The sequence below is a fragment of the Bacillus cereus group sp. BfR-BA-01522 genome (assembly GCF_022662635.1).
GTDB classification, from domain to species: domain Bacteria; phylum Bacillota; class Bacilli; order Bacillales; family Bacillaceae_G; genus Bacillus_A; species Bacillus_A cytotoxicus.
Genome location: NZ_JAKUDY010000013.1, coordinates 15,999 through 34,478 on the forward strand (window position 1 = coordinate 15,999; position 18,480 = coordinate 34,478).

Sequence of the window (18,480 nt, forward strand, 5' to 3'; positions counted from 1 at the left end):
AATATGATTTTTTAGTGAAGGACGGGAAAAAGATGGTCAGATTTCTTGGAGTTATTATCGGGTCTATTATTATTGCAATTGCCTTTAATCTTTTCCTTATCCCACACAAAATTTTAAGTAGTGGAATTGGTGGAATTGCTATTATCTTAGGAATTGTAACACCTGTAAATACAGGTATTATTAATTTTGTCTTAAACGTGCCCATTCTTATTTTAGGATACATAGGCCTTGGAAAAAAAGTTATTTTTAATACAATTGTTTCTGTAATTGTATTATCTGTTTCTTTATATTATGTTCCAGTGCAAATTGTCGCAAAAGATCCTCTTCTCTCTTCCATATTTGGAGGCGTGATTGCTGGAGCAGGTGCCGGTCTAGTTTTTAATTGTCAAGGCTCAACTGGTGGCTTCGATATTATCGGAATGTTACTATCTCGTAAAAAAGATATTAATCTTGGTGGGTTTCTCATTTTCTTAAACGGAATTGTTATCATCATTGCGGGATTTTTCTTTGACTGGGATGTAGCATTAACAAGCTTACTTTCCATCTATGTAACGGGTAAAGTAATTGATGCGACTTATACAAAACATCGTAAAGTTACACTTATGATTGTAACAAATCAAGCTGAAGAAATGAAGCAAAAGCTTCTTTCCACTGTTGTACGTGGCATTACACTTCTTGATGGTGAAGGTGCCTATTCTAGCGAGAAAAAACGTGTATTGATGACAGTCGTTTCAAAAGAAGAACTCGCTAGTATGAAACTAGCTATCTCCGAAATCGATCCTAAAGCATTTGTGAATATTACGGAAACAGTAGAAGTGCTAGGATTGTTTAGAAAAGCTTAAAAAGCTAGGTGCAACACCTAGCTTTTTATTCTATTCCCCATGCACTCAATTCTATTGCCAAATGGATCAAAAAGATAAAAGCGAATTACATCTGGACGAGCATCATCATCAATAACTTGAATTCCTTGTTCGATTAACCTTTCTTTCAATTCATCAATTCGTTGAACGAAAAAAGCTGGATGTGCTTTTTTTGCTGGCAAAAACGCTTCTTCAACTCCGATATGAATCTCTTGATCCCCGCACCGAAACCAACACCCGCCACGCTTTTTTAATTCCTTCGGTTTCGGTATCTCTTCTAACCCCAGCACCTCTCCATAAAATTGTCTCGCTTCCCTTTCACACCCTATAGGTGCAGCTACTTGTACGTGGTCAATCCCTTGAATATATGTCACCATTCCCTTCCCCCTTTACATGCTTATTGTACTGCACTGCGCTAAGAAATGAACTTATTTCATTGTTATACCACTCAATAGCATTTACTTATCGTTATTTTCACTTAATTCCGAATAAAACACAAAACACACTTCTGTAACTTTGTTTTATATAGAAATACATATTATTTTTCATATATGATATATTATAACTTATTGAATCTGTCTTACATGATTGTTGTACGGAGGAAAAGCTATGATTCGTAAAAAGTTGTCACCTATTTATAAAAAGCGTCAATCCATTAAACCACGACGTTTTCGCAATACTATAAAACAACATTCCTTGACAGAAGGGTACGCATCCCTTTTTCAGCATAATCCCGATGGTATTATCTCTTTAGATTTGCAAGGAACTATATTACATATTAACCCATCTGCGGAAAAAATATTAGGATATGCCTCACATGAATTAGAGCAAACAGTGATTACCGCTATTGTTGAAAAACATATTTCCGATCACGTATTGCGGTATATTAAAAACACGACGTCCGATTATCAAACAGAATATAGAATTTCTATTTATCATAAGAACGGTTCTAAAATAGATGTTATCACAAAATTAGTCCCAATTTTTATTCACAAGCAACTGACTGGCGTATATGCGATTATCAAACCACTTGAAAAATCTGAGAGAATTGCACAAATACTAAAAGAGAGCGAAAAACGTCTGCGAACGTTAATGAATGCAATGCCTGCTTTTGTTATTTTTAAAGATCATGAAGGGCGCTGGATAGAAGCAAATGATTATGCACTTTCTTGTTTTGACTTCCATGATGTTCCTTATCATGGAAAAAAAGATAGTGAACTGATCCAATATAATGAGGCATATCGAGAAGCTTTTCTACACTGTGAAGAAATTGATGAAATCGCTTGGCAAAAGCGAGAAATTATTCACGGTGAGGAATTTATTATACATAAAGGTACTTCTAATCTGATTCTAAATCTTTCTAAAGTTCCTCTTTTTCATTCAGACGGTTCTAGAAAAGGAATCATTGTTATGGGAAGAGATGTAACGGAGTTAAAGGAGACTAAAAAGTTATTAAGAAAGTCTGAAAAATTAGCGGTAGTCGGACAACTGACAGCCGGAATTGCTCATGAAATTAGAAATCCGCTTACGTCATTGAAAGGATTTTTAACTTTATTAAAACCGGAAATTTCCGAACAAAACAAATGGTATATTGATGTAATGTTAAGTGAAATTTCACAAATGGAATCTATTACAAGTCAATTTATGGCCATGTCTAAACCACAGGTGTTATCAATTGATTTCCATCAAATCCAAACATTAATTGAAGAAGTTGTTACATTTATTTTACCTACCGCAATCATGCATAGTGTCCATATTATTATGGATCATACTGCAGTCATACCTGAAATTCAATGTGACGGTAATCAATTAAAACAAGTTTTCATTAATATTTTAAAAAACGCAATTGAAGCAATGCCAGATGGAGGAAATATTTTCATTCAAACTGAAGCATTGGATAGTGAATTCATTTGTATTCGAATAATCGATGAAGGATGCGGCATTCCAGAAAATCGTATTTCTCGCCTCGGAGAACCTTTCTATAGTTTAAAAGAAAAAGGAACTGGCCTTGGGTTGATGATATGCTACAAAATAATCGAAGAGCACCAAGGGAAATTACAAATTTTAAGTGAAGTCAATAATGGAACGACTGTTGAAATATATTTACCTACTTCGACATCTACAAAATAAAATTGCCATCAAAAAAGGTAAATGAAAAAACATTTACCTTTTTCTCTGAATCTATTTCTTTCAAACTACTACAACCTCTACTCTGTCGCTTGTCCCAAAACTGTTTCCATCTCATGAAACTCTCGATGTACAGCTTTTGAAGGTTCTTTTGTTAAAATACTAACAATAATAACAGCTAATAAACTGAAAGTAAAGCCTGGTACCATTTCATATAGCATTTCCTTTAAAAACGGAATCTGTACCCATGCAATGACTGTAACAGCACCAACAATCATACCCGCGAGCACGCCCCATTTTGTCGTTCGTTTCCAATAAAGACTAAGCAAAATAGCTGGTCCAAACGCTGAACCAAATCCTGCCCATGCATAACCAACAAGGGTTAAAATCGTATCACTTGGATGATACGCTAAAACAACAGCAATCATTGCGACGACTAAAACAGCAAGCCTTCCGATACATACAAGTTCTTTATCTGATGCGTTACGACGGAAAAATGTTTTATAGAAATCTTCCGTTACCGCACTAGAGATAACAAGTAATTGTGAGGAAATACTACTCATAATAGAAGCTAAAATAGCTGAGAGCAAGAAGCCTGTAATATACGGGTGGAATAAAATATTCGAGAATGCTACAAAGACCATCTCTGGGTCTGCTAATGTACTATCACTTTGAGAATAGTAAGCAATACCAACGAGTCCTGTAAGCATCGCACCGAGTATAGAAATACTCATCCACCCGATACCAATTCTTCGCGAAGTTTTTAAATCTTGAATAGAGGTAATTGCCATAAAGCGGACAATAATATGAGGTTGACCAAAATATCCAAGTCCCCAAGCTAAAAATGAAATAATCCCTAGTATCGTAGTTCCTTTAAATAAATCTAGACGAGCCGGGTCAACAGCCTTGATCCCATTGAACGTTTCTGCTACCCCACCAATATCTGTAAAAGCAACAATTGGAACTAAAACAAGAGCTATAAACATAATGCACCCTTGAACAAAGTCCGTCCAACTAACTGCTAAAAATCCACCAAATAGTGTATATGCGACAACAACACCGACTGTTACAAATAAACCAATTTTATAATCTAAGTTAAATGAACTTTCAAATAGACGGCCACCTGAAACTAAACCAGCTGACGCATAAAATGTAAAAAAGACTAAAATAACAATGGCGGAGACAAAACGAAGTATTTTTGTACGATCTTGAAATCGATTTTCTAAAAAGTCTGGTATAGTAATAGAATCATTTGCTACTTCCGTATACGTACGTAAGCGCGGTGCTAATAATAAATAGTTCGCATATGCACCAAGCAAGAGACCAATAGCGATCCACATACTGGACAATCCTGTTGCATACATTGCACCAGGCAATCCCATTAGCATCCAACCACTCATATCAGAGGCACCAGCCGATAAGGCCGTAACTGCTGGACCAAGTCCTCGTCCCCCCAACATGTAATCTGATAAATCGGACGTCTTTTTATAAGACCAATATCCGATATACAACATACCTGCCATATAAATAGCAAGCGAAATTATAATTTCAACCTTCACCAAATCTCTCCTTTTTCGTTTCCATAAGCCACTTAACATTTCGAAAAATGACTTTTTCTATTTTGTTTTCGCTTATGGTTTCCTACCTTAACAAAGATTTTTCATTCCTTCAAGTGAAAATGACTTTTTCCGTTGTTACCAAAAAACCGATAAACGCTTTTATCCCAGTGGATTACCCGGCTTTTCAAAGAAAATAAAGTAAAAATATTCAGAAAATAAAAACCAGCTGTTTGGGACATGTTTCAAGTGAAACTTCCATTCGTGAAAAATTCCTTAATCTTAACAAATTATTACGCTAAACCAATCACATTTTTACAGACGACCGTTCTCTTCTTCGTTTCTCTCTGAATCTTAAAATAAGGGTAAAAAAGAACACGTAAAGCGTTCTCTTTTTACCCTTATTCGTACACATATAGCAGGATGCTTTTTCATATTATATTCCGCTTCACTTTTCCAAATTGGAAACTTATAAGCTAACTTGCTTACTGATCGTTTCCCTTGCTAGTAAAAAGTTCATAATGACTTGAGCAGCTATCCGGCTCGTCATATCGCGAAAATCTAACGTTGGATCAATCTCTACAATATCCATACCTTGAACAAGCGGTTCTTGACCAAGGTATGTGATTGCATCAAGCAATGTCATACTATCCATTCCGCCCGGTCCAATTGCTGGACAACCTGGTGCAAATGCTTGATCTAATACATCCATATCGACAGAAACATAAATAGCTGTAACTCCTTGTCTACGCAAAATTTCGATACTCTCTGTAATTATATCTTTTATGGATCGTTCACGCACATGTTTCATTGTATATATCGTTATATCATTCTCTTTTGCATACTCATGGTACGTACGAGCATTGGAAAAATTACGAATCCCAATTTGTACGAGTTGATTTCCTACAATCACATCATGCTCTAGCAAACTACGAAATGGCGTTCCATTCGATGGTCCCCCATCTTCTAAATTACGTAAATCATGATGCGCATCAAATTGAATAATGCCAACTTTCCCTTTACTACTTGCAAAACCACTTATACTCGGAAAACTGATAGAATGATCACCGCCAAGAACGATTGGTACCATTTGCGGATTTACTTTTGTCAAATGCTGAAGCGTCTTCGCAATACGAACATGACTTTCTTTTATATTTGTTACATGCATCATAATATCACCGCAGTCATATAAGACACTTTCTTTCATATCATGTTCTTCGGTAATCGCGTATGTGCTATATGCATCTAACATTGTACGAATCGTTTTTGGTGCAAAGCATGCGCCAGAATGACTAATAGACGGCTTCGAAAGAGGCGCACCGATTAATGCCGCGCCAAATATTTCTTCCCCCTCCCATCCTTTTATCATATCACTCCATTTTGTTACTTCACGATCGATAAACTTTGCATTTTTCTTTAAATAGTGGCTTTGCTCCACGCTTTGTCACCTCTTGTATATGCAAGATTTCCATTCTTCCATACTGTATTTACATGACTTACACCGTAATGATACGGTACATACGCATAATGATGTGCGTCCCACAAAACTAAGTCTGCCTTACGCCCAACGCGAATTTTACCTGCGACATCACCGCGATTAATTGCATACGCTGAATTGACTGTTACAGCATTCCAAACTTCTTCCGGTGTCATTTTCAGTTTCAGCATCGCAATGCTCATAACTAGCTGAATGTTTTCAGTTGGACAGCTACCTGGATTAAAATCTGTCGCTAATGCAACAGCTACACCTTCGTCAATCATTTTACGCCCGCGTGCAAAGCTTTCTTTATTTAAATAGAAAGTCGTTCCTGGAAGGAGCGTAGCGACTGTATTAGAATTTGCAAGCATTTCAATTCCTTTATCGGATGCTCCTACTAAATGATCAGCTGATGCAGCCCCAATCTCTGCCGCCGCTTCTGCACCACCAAGCGGATCAATTTCATCTGCATGGATTTTCACATCAAACCCAAGTTCTTTCGCTTCTAATAAAAATTCTTTCGACTCTTCAACAGAGAATACACCTGTTTCACAGAAAATATCAACGAATTCAGCCAATTCTTTTTCTTTTATTGCTGGTAATAAATCTAACATCCATTGTAAAAACTCTTTTGACTTGCCTTTATACTCTTTCGGAACTGCATGTGCTCCTAAAAATGTCGAAACTAAATCAATAGGATGTTCTTTTTGAAGCTGCGCTACTACTTCCAATTGCTTCCATTCTGTTTCATCATCCAAACCGTAGCCACTCTTCGCTTCCACCGTTGTCACGCCAAATGATAACATGCGGTCTAAATGAAAATTCGCCTTCTTTACCAGTTCTTCTTTTGATGCTTTCTTCGTTGCATTTACAGTTGAAAGAATGCCGCCACCTTGCTCTAAAATCTCTAAATACGGTACTCCTTGCAATTTAAGAGCAATTTCATTTTCACGAGATCCACCAAATACAAGGTGTGTATGAGGATCAACTAAGCCTGGAGAAACAACTTTCCCTTCGCAATCAATGATTTCTCGTGCTTGTAACCCTTTTGCTTCTTCCGCTGTGCCAACGAACATAATCACACCGTCTTTTATCCCAACTGCACCACTTTCGATAACAGGAAGCGTCTTCATTGCTTCCTGTCTTAATACGCCATCTTCTTGATCCATTGTTAATAATTGACCGATATTCGTTAGTAAAATGTCCAGCATGTTGTGTTCCTCCTTATTTCATCATTGGAATGTTAACGCCTTTTTCCTTCGCTGTTTGAACTGCTAAGTCATATCCTGCATCTACGTGGCGAACAACACCCATTCCAGGATCGGAAGTTAAGACGCGTTCAATTCGTTTTGCTGCTGCTTCTGTTCCGTCTGCAACAATAACCATTCCAGCGTGAAGCGAGTATCCCATACCAACTCCACCGCCGTGATGAACAGATACCCAGCTTGCACCGTTCACACTATTGATTAATGCATTCAAAATTGGCCAGTCTGCCACCGCATCACTACCATCTTTCATTCCTTCTGTTTCACGGTTTGGCGATGCTACAGATCCACAGTCTAGATGGTCACGACCAATCACGATTGGTGCTGATAATTCCCCGCTTGCAACCATTTCATTGATAATGCGTCCAAATTTTGCACGTTCCCCATAACCCAGCCAACAAATACGAGATGGTAATCCTTGAAATTCAACTTGCTGACGTGCCATACGAATCCAATTACATAAATGCTCGTTATGAGCAAACTCGCGTAAAATCACTTCATCTGTCTTATAAATATCTTCTGGATCACCAGAAAGTGCGACCCAACGGAATGGACCTTTTCCTTCACAGAATAACGGACGGATAAACGCTGGAACGAATCCTGGAAAATCAAATGCATGTTCCAATCCTTCATCGAATGCAACTTGACGAATATTATTACCATAATCAAACGCAATGGCACCTTTTTCTTGCATCGCAAGCATTGCTTCTACATGTTTTTTCATGCTTTCTTTTGATAATTGTACGTAACGGTCTGGATCTTCTGCACGAAGTTTGGTAGCTTCTTCTAACGAATATCCTGCTGGAACATATCCATTTAACGGGTCATGTGCAGATGTTTGATCCGTTACTAAATCTGGCGTAATACCGCGGCTTACTAACTCCGGCAAAATTTCCGCAGCATTTCCTAATAGTCCGATTGAAATAGGTTCTTTCTTTTCTTTATATTCTGTCGCAACAGCTAATGCTTCTTCTAACGATTCTGTATACATATCGCAATATCTTTTTTCAATGCGGCGCTCGATGCTGCGTTTATCTACATCGATTGCAATAACCACACCGCCATTCATCGTAACAGCAAGAGGTTGCGCTCCCCCCATACCGCCTAAACCAGCCGTAAGCGTTAATGTCCCTTTTAATGAACCACCAAAATGTTGACGCGCTGCTTCTCCAAATGTTTCGTATGTTCCTTGTAAAATTCCTTGTGTACCGATATAAATCCAGCTACCTGCTGTCATTTGTCCGTACATCATAAGCCCTTTTTGTTCTAACTCACGAAAATGCTCCCAATTCGCCCACTTCGGCACTAAATTGGAGTTAGCTAAAAGAACACGTGGTGCATCTTCATGTGATTTAAAAATAGCAACCGGCTTTCCTGATTGAACAAGTAACGTTTCATCACTTTCTAATGTTTTTAACGAATCAACAATCGCCTGATAGCTCTCCCAGTTGCGAGCGGCACGACCAATGCCACCATAAACAACTAACTCTTCTGGCTTTTCTGCTACTTCTGGGTCTAAGTTATTCATAAGCATACGAAGTGCAGCTTCTTGAATCCAGCCCTTTGTTTGCAACTCTGTTCCTCTTGGTGCACGAATTGTTTGTTTTACGTTTTCCATATTCAATCTCTCCCTTTTCCTTTTTATAATGTTGCATTTACATTTAAACGTTCCAATGTGAATGGACTTGTTTTCAACCAATGTGCAATATTTTCAATGTCTGTTGAAAATATGCGATCATTTGTAATAGAAGGTACTTGCTGTCGACCTTGATGATAAAATATTTTCGTTGCAGAGCTCATCTCTTCTATACCACGATACTCCGCTGCTTGCATTGCACAAATCATTTCAATCGCAAGTACACGTCTTACGTTTTGAATAATTTGATGCGCATGACGTGAAGCGATTGTTCCCATACTTACGTGATCTTCTTGGTTTGCTGATGACGGAATAGAGTCAACACTTGCTGGGTGCGCCAATGTTTTATTTTCTGATACAAGTGAAGCAGCTGCATATTGCATAATCATTGCACCAGACTGAAGACCTGGCTTAGGGCTTAAAAATGGTGGTAAATCATTTAACTGCGGGTTCACAAGACGCTCAATGCGGCGCTCTGAAATATTCGCAATTTCGGCCATCCCTACCTTTAAAAAATCCATTGCAAAGGCAATTGGTTGCCCATGGAAATTCCCGCCAGAAATCACTTTTTCCCCTCCATCAAAAATAAGGGGATTATCGGTTGCTGCGTTCATTTCAATCTCTAATTTTTCTTTTACATAATGTAATACTTGCCAAGAAGCACCATGAACTTGAGGGATACAGCGTAATGAATAGGCATCTTGTACCCGCAGTTCCCCCTGTTTTGTTACAAGCTTACTATCTTGAAGAATGTTACGAATACGCTGTGCTACTTCTATCTGTTCTTTATACCCTCGCGCTTTATGAACATTTTCATCAAACGCATCAATAATGCCGCGCAAGCCTTCAAGTGTCATAGATGCAATTAGTTCTGACTGATAAGCAAGTGTTTCCGCTTCGATATAAGAAAGAATTCCTTGGGCTGTCATTGCTTGTGTACCATTAATTAATGCAAGACCTTCTTTCGCCTCTAATTCAATTGGTTCCAGACCTTCTTCAGTAAGAGCTATCATTGCATGAACGCGCTTTCCTTTATAAAACACTTCCCCTTCTCCTAATAAAACAAGAGCAAGATGCGATAATGGTGCTAAATCGCCACTTGCACCTAATGAACCTTGCTGCGGGATAACGGGATGAATGTTTCGATTTACAAGTTCTAATAACATGTTCACAACAAGTGGACGAACACCAGATACTCCTTTTAACATCGTATTAGCACGTAAAATTAACATACCTCGCGATACTTCTTCTGGAAATGGATCACCCACACCACAAGCATGCGATTGAATTAAATTATGTTGAAGTTCTTTCACATCCTCTTTTTGAATAAGCACATCGCTAAACTTACCAAATCCAGTTGTAATACCATATACAACTTTTCCATCTTCTACAATTTTTTCAACAGCTTCACGGCACTCCGCTACTTTCTGCATGCTATCAGGGCAAGCTGTTACCCCTTCCCTCTCAAATAGCAATCGCTTCATTTCTTCAACTGTCAATGAATGTCCTGTTAACGTAACCATTCTTATTTCCCTCCTAAAAAAGCAAAAGGAGACCTTCCCTTTTCAAGACAGACTTCTGTCCTAAAAAGCAAGGCCCCCTTTTCACTAATAAACTATGGGCAAATCATATGTGATTAATTCCTAAACCAATCGCCTCATGCTCAGATCCTTTTACAGGCGCACCTATCGTTCCGTAAAGCGCAACAGCCACCCATTCGCCTTCTTTTTTTCCATCGTATGGTGTACCGCGTACGATTGCAAATCGAAGACCTACTGTACGAAGAACGTCTGCTAACTGAATTTGACCTCTCGTTACCCCGTACAATGCTTCCATAATTGCATGATAAAGTGCATGAGTTTCCCTATAAACATCCGTTTCAATCACTTGGTTGCTTTTAGCCGCTGTTTCCATTGCTGCAACAACTTTTTGCGAGTTCATAGATCCAACTTTTCCAGTACAATATTTCCATCCTTTTGGAATCGATAATACTGAGCTTTCACTCTCATCTGCAAGTGCAAGCAACATCGCCATACGACCAATTCGATGTGTTCCTTGAAGAAGCATGTGACTCTCTCATTTCTTAATAATTATTTGAATATTTCTTAATTTAAGAATATACAAAAATAGTTTCATCGTCAATAGTTTATACAATATTTTAAACAAATTTTCTAGAAAATTCGTCATCATACATAGAAAAACCTTGCATATGCTACAGTCTCTTTAACTAATAATCATAAATTATCAACAAAATACTTCGAGCCTTGTTTCCTATTTCTATCTCGCTTATAATAAAGCTAGAGACGATTATGGACGCCTTTTATGTAAGCTTGGAAAGCCAAGCTTACATTATTTTTTGCTTTCCCTTTTATTTGAAACGAGATATACTAAGTTAGAACATACGTTCTTAACGATTACATATAGTAAGGAGATAGAACAAATGGTATATGATACAAAAGTAATTTCTTGGAATGAATCTTTAAAACAATTACAACGTCGCTACACAAATCAACCGGTAGATCGCAAACAGTTTGAAGAGGTTGAACTAATGGAGTTTTTCCGCGACAATGACTACATTTCCCTCCCTACACATATTAGCGGCTTATCAACAGAACGTTTTACTTCTTACTCTATTTTCACAACTGAGGATAAAGATCGTAAAGTAGGCACACTGATCATTGAATATTTAGAAGACGATCATCATATATTACGCATTGAACAACTATACTTTGTTTAATTCAGAACGCTTGGTCAAAATCAACCAAGCGTTCTTGCTTTCTAATAAACTCACTGCTTATAATACTAGTAAAAGCTATCGTAAAGGAGGTATACACTTGCTGGAAGGATGGTTTAGTTGGTTTATTATTGCTTGGACTGTTATTTTATTAGGGCTCATGTCTATCGGTGGATATTTTATGTTCCGAAAATTCTTAAAAAGACTCCCGAAAGAAGATGGCATGTCTATTTTAGATTGGGAAGCATATTACATTGAACAAACGAGACATTTATGGGATGAAGAACAAAAACAACTATTAGAAGAACTTATCAGCCCAGTTCCTGAACTTTTCCGAGATGTTGCACGTTCTAAAATTGCCGGAAAAATTGGACAGTTAGCATTAGAAGCAAAGACATCAAAAATAACTGAAGATTTAATTATTAAAGGGTATATTATTGCGACACCAAAAAGAGATCATAAATTTTTAATTAAAAAATTACAAGAAAAAGAAATTGATTATTCTTCTTATCAATCTCTTTTAGCAAAATAAAAAAACCTCAAGTTCCCCCTGAGGTTTTTTACGTTAATTTCATATCTTTTTCATTATAAAATCCATCTTCTTTTTCCATTTCCTTTTGTAACTTCGTAAAGGAGCGATACATTGCAATTCTCCATGATACAATCATTGCGAAAGCAAGTAAGAAGAACATGCCACTCAGTTGACCTAAATCAAGCGATTGACTTAAATATGTTTTAAAAACAATCCGTACAACAAGCAAACCGATTAAAATAAATACGAATGCTTTTGAACGTTTTAAGTAAATGTCTTGCCCTCGTACTTCAAACTTGGAAGTTTTAATTAGAAAAATGGAGAAAAACAATCCAACACCAATTGCTTCTAACATTTCCGCTGGTGTTAGCCGAAATTCCGGGAAAATATACATGAGTGCCCCCGTACTCATAAAAAACGGTGGAAGAATAATTTTTTTTAATGTTGCCGGTTTCTTCGCTGCTTTTAGACGAATAAACATCGCGCCAACGGCCATACATACCGCAACAATACTTGATAAAACAACTATGTTCATACGTTCTCATCCTTTTTTTTGGCAATATAAAAAATTATAGTTTCATTATATGCTTTTCTATTAGTATTTCCAACAATTTCACGGAATCATACTAAAAGCCTGTGAAACCGCCAAATAAACTTGAGAAATACACAATGATTTTTGTCATCCAATTAAAGTATAAAACAACCCCCATGACAATCATAATGTAACCGCCGACTTTTACAAACGTTCCACTATGGCGCTTTATCCAAGACATTTTTGTAATAAAGAATGACAGGACAAAAAATGGAATAGCAAACCCAAGTATGTATGCAATCATATATAACATTGCGGACTCTAGATTTGTCGTAGCAAGCCCAATCACCGCTACTAAAATAGGACCTGTACACGGAGTCCACCCAGCAGCAAACGCTAACCCAATTAAAATAGAGCCGATATAGCCGCTCGGCCGGCTTTTAAATGTAAATTTGCGGTCTTGCATTAAAAACTTTGGTTGAAATACTCCTACAATGATTAGACCAAACACAATAATAAAAAGTGCTCCTAGTTGTCTAATTAAATCTTTATAGTCCTTGAAAAAGGATCCAAGAAAACTTGTACTAAAACCAATTGCAATAAATACAATCGAAAATCCAAGCAAGAAAAATGCTGTATGAAGCATACTTCTTTTACGAAGCATCGCATTTTCTTCTTTTAGCTCAGAAACAGACATTCCTGTTATGTAAGATAAAAACGCTGGGTACAGCGGTAAGCAACAAGGGGAAATAAATGATAAAAATCCCGCACCAAACGCTAAGAAAATATTAATATCTTGCATCGTTTCACTCCTCTCTTCTTCAATATTGTAGCAAAAACAAACAAAAATACTATGGATAATTGATGAATTCAAACTTTCCAGCATGCGAATATGAAAAACATGATTATTGTTACGCACAATCACTTTTCTATAAAACGTTTTCATTTTCCTTCTATTATTAAGATGCTCGTTACCCATAACATAACAAAGCTTTCTACGTTTCACAAACCATTCGCATGCATACACCTATTTCTTATAAAAAAATTTTTTAAATGATAGTTCTATGCACTTCTACACTTATTTTACAATACTTTTATTATTATAAATTTAAAGATTATGCATAAATATCATATTTTTATTATTATTCCATAAAATGTCGAACTTTTCTTTCATTTGACCCTTCATTTTTAATTTTGTATACTTCCATCTAGTTATATATGTCCGTTTAGGAACAATTTCATATAGATGGGAGGAGTTGTTTATGCTTCGCTATTCACTTTTGGTTTTATTAGGAGCATGTAGCTATGGGGTTTTAGCAATCTTTGTTAAATTCGCATACGCGGAAGGCTTTTCACTTGGGGAAGTAGTCGGTAGTCAATATTTATTCGGTTGGCTTATTTTACTGAGTATTACACTTTTATTTGCGAGACATCATGTCCCGTTAAAACAAATGTTCATTTTATTTATCGCTGGTACTTCAGCTAGCTTTACAGGGATTTTTTATTACGCTTCATTACAGACCGTACCGGCATCCATCGCTATTATCCTTTTATTCCAATTCGTTTGGGTTGGCATTATTATTGAGGCAATCGCAACAAAAACATTGCCATCAAGAGAAAAAGTTATTTCGGTTATCTTTTTATTAACGGGTACATTCTTATCGAGCGGATTAGTCGAAAAATCCATAGGCGATTTTGACATAACAGGAATTTTATTAGGATTATTATCTGCGGTTGCATTCGCAACATACATCTTTGTCAGTGGGAAAGTGGCGGTTGAAGTACCATCATTACCACGCGGTGTTCTATTAATGGCCGGTGCATTAACTTTAGTCATGATTGTATTCCCACCAACATTCCTTTTTAACGGTGCGATTTCACAAGGCCTTTGGAAATATGGATTAGGTCTAGGAACGTTTAGTATTGTCATTCCATCTATTGCCTTTACAATTGGCATTCCTAAAATAGGATCTGGGTTAGCAACAATTCTTGGAGCAGCTGAGCTTCCCGTTACAACCATTATGTCCGTGTTCGTTTTAAAAGAGGCGGTACTTGCTTCTCAATGGTTTGGTGTGGCATTTATTTTAATTGGCATCGCAATCCCACAAATCGCATACACAATACGCGGAAAATCTCGCAAACATCATACACATAAAAAAGTTGCTGCATAATTTAGTAAAAAGGGGGTTCTCAAAATGAGAAATCCTTTTTACTGTTCTAATCTTTTCTCGAATTATATATATTTATGCTACATTTTGTAGTATATCTTTTGTTTATACGGAACAAAATGCAAAAGTTACATATTGTGAGGAAGAGGGCAAACGAAATGAACGCTATTACAAATCAATTAACAGAGAAATTAATCTCGATTCGTCGTCACTTACATCAATATCCAGAGCTATCTTATGAGGAGTTTAAAACAACAAAATTTATTAAAAATTTGTTACAGGAAGCGAATATCACAATAAAGGACACAAATTTAAAAACTGGAGTCATCGCAGAAGTTTCTGGTAATAGAGGCGGCCCAACCATTGCGCTTCGTGCCGATATCGATGCGCTCCCAATTCAAGAAGAAACCGACTTACCTTACGCATCAAAAAGTTCTAATAAAATGCATGCGTGCGGACACGATTTTCACACCGCATCGATCCTTGGTGCTGCTTACTTATTAAAAGAGAAAGAATCTTCATTACGCGGAACCGTTCGCTTTATATTCCAAGCCGCCGAAGAAAGTGGAAACGGCGCATGTAAAGTAATCGAAGCGGGGCATTTACAAAACGTACAAGCTATTTTTGGTATGCACAATAAGCCCGACTTACCAGTTGGTACAATTGGTATTAAAGAAGGTCCACTTATGGCGGGAGTAGATCGGTTTCAAATTACAATTAAAGGCGTCGGAACACATGCTGCTGTACCTGATGCAGGAGTAGATCCTATCGTAGCTTCTTCTCAAATCGTCATGGCACTGCAAACCATTGTAAGTCGAAATATTAGTTCTTTTCATAATGCTGTTGTAAGTGTAACAAACATTCACTCAGGAAATACGTGGAATGTTATCCCTGAAAAAGCAACGTTAGAAGGTACTGTTCGCACGTTTCAAGCTGATACGCGTCAAAAAATCCCACAGCGAATGGAACGTATTGTGAAAGGTATTGCTGATGCACTAGGAGTTGAAGTGGAACTGCATTGGTATCCTGGCCCCCCCCCCGCCGTTCAAAATGATGGATACCTTACTGAACTATCTACTCATGTAGCTCAAACAATGGGGCTGCAAGTTATTTCACCAAAGCCTTCTATGGCAGGAGAAGATTTCTCGTTTTATCAACAAGAAATTCCAGGTTCATTCGTCTTTATGGGGACAAACGGAACACATGAATGGCATCACCCTTCCTTTACTTTAGATGAAAAAGCATTACCAATTAGTGCACAGTATTTTGCTTTACTAGCTGAAGAAGCACTAGACAAACTCATAATGAAAAGGCGTTAAGTATGCACTTAACGCCTTTAGACTGATTTACTAGAAATTCATTCACAAAATATGAAAAAAGCTGTCTCGTTGTCAGAAATTCGACTTACGAAACAGCTCCATTTCCTTTTATAAAGTGGAACTTTAATCAGCAGTTTTTTGCGGGCAGCTCATTTTCAACTTCAATTCGTTTTTTATCTCTTGCAATTTTTAAAAACTCTAATAGTTCAGGACTACTATTCGTTTTTCGGTAAGCAACTGACATCTCAGCTATAAAATTAGAATCATATATATCTTTATATACAACTTCTGTTTTGTATAGCTTATTAGCCGAAACTGGAATAACAGTGATTCCAATTCCTGCTGCTACTAATCCCATTACTGTTTGGTATTCTGTTGCCTCTTGAACAATGCGCGGACTAAAACCAACTCCGCGGCATAATGACAATATAGTGTCATAGAGTGCAGGCCATACTGGTCTTGTGATAAAGACAAATGACTCATCTCTCAAATCTTCAATGTGAATTTCTTCTTTCTCCGCAAGTGGATGTGCTTTTGGTAAACATAGTGTACAAGGTAGTTTTTGAATCGGTTCAAGTTCTAATAATTGCGTTGAAATCGGCGGACGTAAAAAGCCGACATCAATTCGATTTTCATGAAGTGCATGCACTTGCTCCGGTGTAGATAATTCATGAAGCGCAACCGATACCCTTGGAAATTTCTTTCGATATTCTCTTACAATTGAAGGTAAAATATCGTATATAGCAGCTCCCACAAATCCAATCGAAAGAGATCCTACTTCCCCTCTTTGTGCGCTTTGCGCCACTTCTACCGCCTTTTCAATTTGATCAAAAGCTTTCTTTACTTCTTTTAAAAACATTTCTCCCGCTTCTGTAAGCTCAACTTTCCGCTTCGTTCTTTCAAATAACATAACTCCCATTTCTTGCTCCAACTGTTGGATTTGTTGACTAAGTGGTGGCTGTGTCATTTGTAAACGAGCCGCTGCTCGTCCAAAGTGTAGCTCTTCTGCCACAACAATAAAATATTGCAAATGCCGTAATTCCATCTTGGACACCCTTTTCAATTAATATGTATAATAAATTAATAACATATAATTTATATATTAGACAAACTTTTTGAAAGAACGTATAGTAGAAATTATGAATTCTTGTTTATCATTTTTATGCAAAGAAATGAAAGGGGGGTTACTGTATGAAATGGTGGAAATTAAGCGGACAAATTTTATTATTATTTTGTTTTGCTTGGACAGGTGAATGGATTGCAAAGCAAGTACACCTCCCAATCCCAGGAAGTATTATCGGCATTTTTCTATTATTAATTTCGTTAAAATTTAACCTAGTGAAAAAAGAGTGGATTCAAGATGGTGCAGACTTTTTATTAAAAGAACTCATTTTATTTTTTATTCCTTCTGCTGTCGCTGTTATCCGCTACAAAGATACATTATCACAATATGGCATCGATCTCATTTTTATTATTATGATTAGTACTCTTTGTGTAACTCTTGTTACAGGAATCTTGACAGAATTGCTATTGAAGCGGAAAGGATCTGTACAATGATTGGCTTTTTTTGTTTACTATTGACACTATTCACATATTGGATTTCTAAAAAAATGTATCAACGTTGGAATTGGAGTTTACTTTCTCCTTTACTCGTTTGTCCAATCATTTTAATTGCTTTATTACTAGGATTCGATACATCGTATGAAACATATAATTCTGGAAGTCATTGGTTAACTGAACTATTAAAACCAGCAACTGTAGCTTTTGCATGGCCAATTTATAAATATTTTGATTTATTAAAGAAACATGCAAGTGCTATTTTAATTAATGTAGTTGTAGGTTCCTTTTTATCAGTTATTACTTCTGCATTGTTAGCAAATGCTTTTAAGATTGATGCATCACTAGAACATAGTTTAGCGCCACACATTGTAACAACACCGATTGCAATGGCTATTTCAGAAATGATTGGCGGCATGTCCCAATTAACAGCTGTATTCGTAGTATTGACGGCATTGACAGGAGCTCTGTTAGGCCCTTCTCTTATTAGATTATGCCGCATTAAAACAGCGATTGCGAAAGGAATTATGTTAGGAACGAGCGCAAATGGCACAGGAACATCGAAAGCATTTGAAATCGGTCCTGTTGAAGGTACCATTGCAAGTTTATCTATGCTCTTAACCGCTGGAGCTAGTTTAGTCATTGTACCGCTTTTCTTGGCTTGGATACATTAAAAAATGAGAACAAGCTAGCAATTGTGTTACAATTGCTAGCTTT

At 37.0% G+C, this 18,480-nt stretch carries 18 protein-coding genes; 8 read left to right on the forward strand and 10 right to left on the reverse strand.

Annotated elements, in window-relative coordinates:
- Positions 1-32: 32 nt before the first annotated feature.
- Positions 33-842: a YitT family protein gene (locus MR059_RS16865; RefSeq protein ID WP_012094747.1), complete on the forward strand. Its 810-nt coding sequence runs from the start codon at positions 33-35 to the stop codon at positions 840-842.
- A 17-nt stretch (positions 843-859) separates the two neighbouring features.
- On the opposite strand, the gene MR059_RS16870 is transcribed toward MR059_RS16865, so the two are convergent.
- The gene (locus tag MR059_RS16870) at positions 860-1,237 is read right to left on the reverse strand and encodes a VOC family protein (protein ID WP_012094748.1); all 378 of its coding nucleotides are present in this window, start codon (positions 1,235-1,237) and stop codon (positions 860-862) included.
- Positions 1,238-1,469: 232 nt separating this feature from the next.
- On the opposite strand from MR059_RS16870, the gene MR059_RS16875 reads away from it, so the two are divergent.
- Positions 1,470-2,990, forward strand: a complete 1,521-nt coding sequence (locus MR059_RS16875) for a BA3702 family sensor histidine kinase (RefSeq protein ID WP_012094749.1) — start codon at positions 1,470-1,472, stop codon at positions 2,988-2,990.
- A 77-nt stretch (positions 2,991-3,067) separates the two neighbouring features.
- On the opposite strand, the gene putP is transcribed toward MR059_RS16875, so the two are convergent.
- The 6 genes from putP to hutP all read right to left on the reverse strand — a co-directional run bounded on the left by putP (position 3,068) and on the right by hutP (position 10,988).
- Positions 3,068-4,546: a sodium/proline symporter PutP gene (putP, locus tag MR059_RS16880; protein ID WP_012094750.1), complete on the reverse strand. Its 1,479-nt coding sequence runs from the start codon at positions 4,544-4,546 to the stop codon at positions 3,068-3,070.
- Positions 4,547-5,012: 466 nt separating this feature from the next.
- The gene (gene hutG / locus MR059_RS16885; RefSeq protein WP_012094751.1) at positions 5,013-5,981 is read right to left on the reverse strand and encodes a formimidoylglutamase; all 969 of its coding nucleotides are present in this window, start codon (positions 5,979-5,981) and stop codon (positions 5,013-5,015) included.
- Positions 5,960-7,231, reverse strand: a complete 1,272-nt coding sequence (gene hutI / locus MR059_RS16890) for an imidazolonepropionase (RefSeq protein WP_012094752.1) — start codon at positions 7,229-7,231, stop codon at positions 5,960-5,962. Before hutI ends, hutG begins: the two co-directional genes overlap by 22 nt.
- A gap of 13 nt (positions 7,232-7,244) precedes the next feature.
- Positions 7,245-8,903: a urocanate hydratase gene (hutU, locus tag MR059_RS16895; RefSeq protein ID WP_012094753.1), complete on the reverse strand. Its 1,659-nt coding sequence runs from the start codon at positions 8,901-8,903 to the stop codon at positions 7,245-7,247.
- A 23-nt stretch (positions 8,904-8,926) separates the two neighbouring features.
- A complete protein-coding gene (hutH, locus tag MR059_RS16900; RefSeq protein ID WP_012094754.1) occupies positions 8,927-10,444 on the reverse strand; it encodes a histidine ammonia-lyase in 1,518 nt (505 codons plus the stop codon).
- 103 nt (positions 10,445-10,547) lie between these two features.
- On the reverse strand, positions 10,548-10,988 hold the full coding sequence (gene hutP / locus MR059_RS16905; RefSeq protein ID WP_012094755.1) for a hut operon transcriptional regulator HutP: 441 nt from the start codon (positions 10,986-10,988) through the stop codon (positions 10,548-10,550).
- A gap of 373 nt (positions 10,989-11,361) precedes the next feature.
- On the opposite strand from hutP, the gene MR059_RS16910 reads away from it, so the two are divergent.
- Both MR059_RS16910 and MR059_RS16915 read left to right on the forward strand, forming a co-directional pair.
- Entirely contained in the window at positions 11,362-11,658 is a 297-nt protein-coding gene (locus MR059_RS16910; protein WP_041809870.1) for a hypothetical protein, read from the forward strand.
- Positions 11,659-11,755: 97 nt separating this feature from the next.
- On the forward strand, positions 11,756-12,187 hold the full coding sequence (locus MR059_RS16915) for a DUF2621 domain-containing protein (protein WP_087095169.1): 432 nt from the start codon (positions 11,756-11,758) through the stop codon (positions 12,185-12,187).
- Between the two features lie 28 nt (positions 12,188-12,215).
- Here MR059_RS16915 and MR059_RS16920 read toward each other — a convergent pair whose 3' ends face one another.
- Together MR059_RS16920 and MR059_RS16925 are read right to left on the reverse strand one after the other, a co-directional pair.
- Positions 12,216-12,722: a CcdC family protein gene (locus MR059_RS16920; protein ID WP_012094758.1), complete on the reverse strand. Its 507-nt coding sequence runs from the start codon at positions 12,720-12,722 to the stop codon at positions 12,216-12,218.
- A 91-nt stretch (positions 12,723-12,813) separates the two neighbouring features.
- On the reverse strand, positions 12,814-13,521 hold the full coding sequence (locus MR059_RS16925) for a cytochrome c biogenesis CcdA family protein (RefSeq protein ID WP_012094759.1): 708 nt from the start codon (positions 13,519-13,521) through the stop codon (positions 12,814-12,816).
- A 460-nt stretch (positions 13,522-13,981) separates the two neighbouring features.
- On the opposite strand from MR059_RS16925, the gene MR059_RS16930 reads away from it, so the two are divergent.
- Both MR059_RS16930 and MR059_RS16935 read left to right on the forward strand, forming a co-directional pair.
- A complete protein-coding gene (locus MR059_RS16930) occupies positions 13,982-14,890 on the forward strand; it encodes an EamA family transporter (protein ID WP_012094760.1) in 909 nt (302 codons plus the stop codon).
- A gap of 155 nt (positions 14,891-15,045) precedes the next feature.
- Positions 15,046-16,206, forward strand: a complete 1,161-nt coding sequence (locus MR059_RS16935; protein WP_012094761.1) for a M20 peptidase aminoacylase family protein — start codon at positions 15,046-15,048, stop codon at positions 16,204-16,206.
- Between the two features lie 127 nt (positions 16,207-16,333).
- On the opposite strand, the gene alsR is transcribed toward MR059_RS16935, so the two are convergent.
- Complete coding sequence (gene alsR / locus MR059_RS16940; RefSeq protein WP_012094762.1) at positions 16,334-17,251, reverse strand: acetoin biosynthesis transcriptional regulator AlsR; 918 nt, start codon at positions 17,249-17,251, stop codon at positions 16,334-16,336.
- 146 nt (positions 17,252-17,397) lie between these two features.
- Between alsR and MR059_RS16945 the strand changes: the two genes are divergently transcribed.
- On the forward strand, positions 17,398-17,763 hold the full coding sequence (locus tag MR059_RS16945; RefSeq protein ID WP_012094763.1) for a CidA/LrgA family holin-like protein: 366 nt from the start codon (positions 17,398-17,400) through the stop codon (positions 17,761-17,763).
- Positions 17,760-18,437, forward strand: coding sequence for an LrgB family protein (locus tag MR059_RS16950; protein WP_012094764.1), 678 nt, complete (start codon positions 17,760-17,762; stop codon positions 18,435-18,437). Before MR059_RS16945 ends, MR059_RS16950 begins: the two co-directional genes overlap by 4 nt.
- The last annotated feature ends 43 nt before the right edge of the window (positions 18,438-18,480 follow it).